General features: G+C 45.6%; 1 protein-coding gene and 1 pseudogene. Both read left to right on the top strand.

All coding sequences use genetic code 11. From position 1 onward, the window contains the following. Window positions 1-301: 3-hydroxyacyl-ACP dehydratase FabZ (gene fabZ / locus R8O11_RS31160; protein WP_318195383.1), on the top strand; the 301-nt coding region annotated here is incomplete at its 5' end. 1 nt (window position 302) lies between these two features. Continuing rightward, window positions 303-522: pseudogene (locus R8O11_RS31155) on the top strand (acyl-[acyl-carrier-protein]--UDP-N-acetylglucosamine O-acyltransferase); the annotation flags it as partial.

Below are 522 nucleotides of genomic sequence, written 5' to 3'. Positions count from 1 at the left end.
CACAGGTCACTTTCCTCAACTACCAGTATTCCCAGGTGTGTTGATTCTGGAAGCTATGGCTCAGGCTACTGGCCTACTAGCATTTAAATCATTTGGTGCACCGACAGAAAACGAGTTGTACTACTTTGCGAGTGTAGACGGCGCGAAATTCCGTAAACCTGTGGTTCCTGGTGACCAAATGGTTATTGAAGTTGAATTTCTAAAAGAGCGTCGTGGCATTGCTGCATTTAGCGGTGTAGCAAAAGTTGACGGCGAAGTAGTGTGTTCAGCAGAGCTGAAGTGTGCTCGTCGAGAGTTTTAATATGATTCATGAAACCGCTAAAATCCACCCAGCTGCGGTGGTAGAAGAAGGCGCAAAAATTGGCGCTAACGTGACGGTTGGTCCTTTTACCTACATCACCTCAACGGTGGAGATTGGTGAAGGTACTGAAGTCATGTCTCACGTAGTAATCAAAGGCCATACCAAAATTGGTAAAGATAACCGTATTTTCCCACATGCAGTGATTGGTGAAGAAAACCAGG

This window comes from Vibrio sp. 1288 (assembly GCF_033344475.1).
This window is presented reverse-complemented; position numbering and strand designations above follow the sequence as displayed.